Genomic DNA, 4,654 nt, shown 5'->3' on the forward strand with positions numbered 1-4,654 from the left:
GAACTCGCCGACATCGCATCCCCGCTGGTGCAGGCGCACGGCGAGCACGCCGCCATGCGGCTGTATGCGATCGCCGCGTGGCTGCTCGGGCGACGCGCGTGAAGCAGGACATCTTCATCGCGCGCCACGCCGAGGAGTGGGACGCCTTCGAGCACTGGCTCGACACGCGCGGCGAAAGCGCGCGGCGCGCACGACGCCAGCCACCCGATGCTCTCCGCGACGAGGATGTACCCGCACGCTATCGACGCGTGACGCAGCACCTGGCGCTCGCCCTGCGTCGCGGCTACAGCCCGTACGTGACCGCGCGCCTGCAGGTGCTGATGCAGCGCGGTCATGCCGTGCTCTATCGGGCGCCGCCGCCGCACTGGCGGCGGCTGGGGCGCTTTTTCGTCGCGGGTTTTCCGCGGCTCGTACGCGAAGAGGCCCGTTGCATGTTCGCCGCGGCCGCGCTGCTGTATGTGCCGATGATGCTGGTGTTCGTCGCGATCCTGTGGAACCCGGACCTCGCGTCGGCCCTGTTCACGCCCGACCAGCTCGCGCAGTTCGAACGCATGTACGACCCGGCCGACGCCGCGCGCAAGCTCGGGCGCGACAGTGGCACGGACATGGCGATGTTCGGCTTCTACATCTTCAACAACATCACCATCGCGTTCCGTACATTCGCGAGCGGCGCGCTCGCGGCGGTGGGATCCATCTTCGTGCTGGTCGCCAACGGGCTGATCATCGGCGGCGTGGCCGGCCACCTGCAGGCGGTGGGCCATGGCGACCCGTTCTGGCGTTTCGTCTGCGGGCATTCGGCGTTCGAGCTGAGCGCGGTGGTGATATCCGGGGGCGCCGGCCTGCAGATCGGGTTGCGACTGCTCGCGCCCGGGCAGCAGCGACGCCTGGACGCGCTCGCGGAAGGCGGACGGCGCGGCGCACTGCTCTGCGTCGGGGTGTTCGCGATGCTCGTGATGGCCGCATTTGTGGAGGCGTTCTGGTCGTCGATCGCGTGGATGCCAGCTGCGGTGAAGTATTCGGTCGCCGCCATGCTCTGGACGTTGGTCGCGACCTGGCTGTGGCGCGGCGGCCGCGGCCTGCCCGACGCGCTCGATGACGTACGCGCATGAGGATCGATGCGCTCACGGTGGTGCTGCGGCCGCGCTCGTCGTGGGAGGCGGTCGAACTCGGCACTGCCCTGGTTCGACGCCATGCGCGCGCAGTGTGGCGGCCGTGGCTGGCCTGCACGGTTCCCGCGTTCGCGATCGCCAACGCGCTGGCGTGGCTTGCCGGCACGCCGGTGCTGGCGATGCTCGCGATGTGGTGGCTCAAGCCCCTGTTCGATCGCATTCCCCTGTTCGTGCTGTCGCGCGCGGTGTTCGGCGAAGTACCCACTACGCGCGTGACGCTGCGCGGCGCGTTCGCGGGCAGTCGTCGCGCGATGCTCGGGTATCTCACCTGGCGGCGCCTGAGCCCGGCGCGCGCGCTGCTGATGCCGGTCGACGTTCTTGAAGGCGGGGCGGGGCGCGCGGTACGCGAACGCCGCCGCGTGCTGGCCGGCCCGGCCTATGGCATCGCAGCGCTCTGCTTCACGGTATTTGCCGCGTTCGAGACCGCGTTGGTGGTTGGCCTGGCGGTGCTCGCGTTCCTGTTCGTGCCCAACGAATACCTGCAGGACGCGTTGCGCGATGCGTGGCAGTACATCCGCGACTCGCCCACGTGGCTGCAGCTGCTCGAGAACGCGCTGGCCTGGACCGCCGCGAGCGTCATCGAACCGTTCTATGTCGGAAGCGGCTTCGGCCAGTACCTCAACCGGCGAACGGAGATCGAGGGCTGGGATATCGAGCTCGCCTTCCGTCGCCTGCGCGAGCGCCTTCTGGCCGCCAGCAGCGCGATGGTATTGCTTGCAGCGCTCCTCACCATGCCGTGGACGCTGCATGCGCAGACGGGCCACGCATTCGTACCGGCGCGCCCGTCTGCCGATCCCTCGGCTGGGCACGCCGGTACGACGCCCGTCCCGCAGGGCGCGGGTCCATCTCCCGTGGTCGCTCCGACACCGCTTCCCACTGCGCGGCAGGCGATGCAGACCTGCAAGCGCCCGACGCCCGCGGGCACCGACCTCCCGCGCATCTTCGGCGCCGACTATCGCGACCCGGCTGCGTTCGCCAAGGCCGTCGACCGCGCCTATGACGATCAGCGCCTGCATCCACGCCGCAAGGTGACGATGTGGGTGCTGAGACATCCGGAAAGGCGTCCCGAGCAGCGCGACCTGCCGGCCTGGCTGCGGGCGTTCGGCCGCGTGCTCGCCGCGATCAGTGAGTTCGGGATGTGGCTGCTGCTTGCCGGGCTGGTGCTGTTGCTGGCGTTGACCGCGAAGTATTGGTGGCCGTGGTTGCGCGGCGTGGCGAGCGACGTCTCGCGGCCGGCGGCGCCCGTCGTCGAAGGCGTCGTCGACGACGCGTCGGCGCCGCTTCCGGACGACATCGTTGCCACCGCACGCAGGCTCTGGCGCGACGGGCAGCGACGCGATGCGCTCGCGCTCGTCTACCGCGCCGCAGTCGAGTCGATGCTCAAGACAACGGGGCGCGTCCTGCCGCCGGGGGCGACCGAGGCGCAGTGCCTGCGTGCGGCGCAGGCGCTGCCCGAGGCGCCCCGACGTGCCTTCGCGCGCATCGTGCGGCTTTGGCAATACGCCGCCTGGGCCGAACAGATGCCGCCCGAGGCCGAGTTCGACGCCGCGCTCGACGAAGCCGCCATGCGCTTCGGGTGGCGCGCATGAGGCTGCGTGCCTGGATGGCGTCGCTCGTTGGTGTTCTCGTGATCGCCGGCGCCGTGGCGTGGTGGCTGCATACCTACAAGCGCGAGGAGCGATGGATCGACCTGCCGCGAACCGGCGAGGCCGCGAGCAATCCGCTGTTCGCCTTGCGTGTGGCGCTGGAGAAGGACGGCCGCACGGTGCACCCCTGGCGCCGGCTCGATCCCGTCGCGATGGAGCTGTCGCCGAACGACACCGTGCTGTTCGACGGCGATCTGCGCGTCCTGTCGACGCTGACACGCGCCCGCCTGCTCAACTGGCTGCGTAGCGGCGGCCACCTGATCGTCGCCGTGCCACCACCGGACGCTGCTGCCGACGTGTTCGAGTCCGCCGACCGGACCTACCTGCGCGTCCCGCTGCTCGATGCGTTCGACGTGCGCGTGCATCGCCGACCGACGGGCTGCATCACCGGTGTCGATGCGCCAGCGGCGCTGTGCGGCACGCGGCGCTTCGCGGTGCCTCGTGGCACGTCGCCGCATCTCGGCGACGCCGACGGGGACGTATTCGCGCGCATTCCGGTGGGTCGCGGACGGGTCGACGTGCTGGGCTCGCTCGACTTCGTCACCACCGATTCGCTGTCCGCACGCGCCAACCGCGACTTCACCGCGGAACTGTTCGCTGCCGACGAGCGAGGCGGCACCGTGCATCTCGTGCATGCGAGCGACCTGCCTTCGCTGTGGCTCACGTTGCTGCGCCATGGCTGGCCGGCGTGGCTGCCGTTCGCGCTGCTGTTGGCTGGCTGGCTGTGGGCGCGCATGCGACGCTTCGGGCCGTTGCTGCCGCCGCCCGCGCTCGAGCGTCGTTCATTGCTCGAACATGTCGCGGCCAGTGGCGCCCACCAGTGGCGCTACGGCCGTGCCGGTGCGCTGTACGACGCCATGCTCGCGTCGACGCTCGACCGCCTGCGCCGTCGCGATCCGCAGGCCGCCGCACTCGACGGCGAGCCGCAGCTCGTATTGCTGGTCGAACGCCTGAAGCTTCCCGCCGCGCAGCTGCGTGATGTGCTGCGTCGCCCCGATCCCCGTGATGCCAAGGCGCTGGTCGCCCGCATCGCCACCCTCGTCCGAATGAGAAACCGGCTATGACCGACGCACCGACTCCTCCGCTCACCGGCACCGCGCTCGCCGAATCCGCCGCGCGCCTGCGCGATGCCGTGTCCGGCGCCTTCATCGGCCAGCCCGAAGTGCTCGAGCAGATCCTGATCGCGCTGCTCGCCGGCGGGCATGTACTGATCGAAGGCGTGCCCGGGCTCGGCAAGACGCTGCTGGTGCGCGCGCTGGCGCAGGCGCTCGACTGCTCGTTCGCGCGCGTGCAGTTCACCCCCGACCTGATGCCGAGCGACATCAGCGGCCACGCGGTGTGGGATCCGAAGACCGAGACGTTCTCGATTCGGCGCGGGCCCGTGTTCACCCACCTGCTGCTGGCCGACGAGATCAACCGCGCGCCGGCGAAGACGCAGGCCGCGCTGCTCGAAGCGATGGCCGAGCGCCAGGTCACCATCGAAGGCCGCAGCTTCGAGCTGCCGCCGCCCTTCATGGCGCTCGCCACGCAGAACCCGCTCGAGCACGAGGGCACCTACCCGCTGCCCGAAGCGCAGCTCGACCGTTTCCTGCTGAAGGTGCTGATCGGCTATCCGCAGCGCGCCGACGAAGTGCGCATGGTGGCGGACGTGAGCCGGGGCGCCGCGAGCACCTTCGACCTCTCCAACGTGCCGCGCGTGCTCGGCCCGGCCGACATCGTCGCGATGCAGGAGGCTACCGCCGCGCTGCATGTCGACGAGGCGATCATCGACTACGCCGTGCGCATCGCGGCCAGCACGCGCGACTGGGCCGGCATCGCGCTCGGCGCCGGGCCGCGCGG

At 70.6% G+C, this 4,654-nt stretch carries 4 protein-coding genes; all 4 read left to right on the forward strand.

The features are described from left to right. Positions 1-98: 98 nt before the first annotated feature. On the forward strand, positions 99-1,109 hold the full coding sequence (locus FW784_RS12710; protein WP_149353705.1) for a stage II sporulation protein M: 1,011 nt from the start codon (positions 99-101) through the stop codon (positions 1,107-1,109). Further along, a complete protein-coding gene (locus FW784_RS12715) occupies positions 1,106-2,758 on the forward strand; it encodes a DUF4129 domain-containing protein (protein ID WP_149353706.1) in 1,653 nt (550 codons plus the stop codon). The genes FW784_RS12710 and FW784_RS12715 overlap by 4 nt, the downstream gene beginning before the upstream one ends. Next, entirely contained in the window at positions 2,755-3,879 is a 1,125-nt protein-coding gene (locus FW784_RS12720; RefSeq protein WP_149353707.1) for a DUF4350 domain-containing protein, read from the forward strand. The genes FW784_RS12715 and FW784_RS12720 overlap by 4 nt, the downstream gene beginning before the upstream one ends. Then, a partial coding sequence (locus FW784_RS12725; protein ID WP_149353708.1) for an AAA family ATPase occupies positions 3,876-4,654 on the forward strand: 779 nt, incomplete at its 3' end. The genes FW784_RS12720 and FW784_RS12725, both read left to right, overlap by 4 nt.

Source organism: Cognatilysobacter lacus, from assembly GCF_008274655.1.
GTDB classification, from domain to species: Bacteria; Pseudomonadota; Gammaproteobacteria; order Xanthomonadales; family Xanthomonadaceae; genus Cognatilysobacter; species Cognatilysobacter lacus.

Coding starts and splice junctions, on each gene's coding strand:
- FW784_RS12715 (WP_149353706.1), top strand. CDS start 1,106: ATGAGGATCGATGCGCTCACGGTGGTGCTGCGGCCGCGCTCGTCGTGG.
- FW784_RS12720 (WP_149353707.1), top strand. CDS start 2,755: ATGAGGCTGCGTGCCTGGATGGCGTCGCTCGTTGGTGTTCTCGTGATC.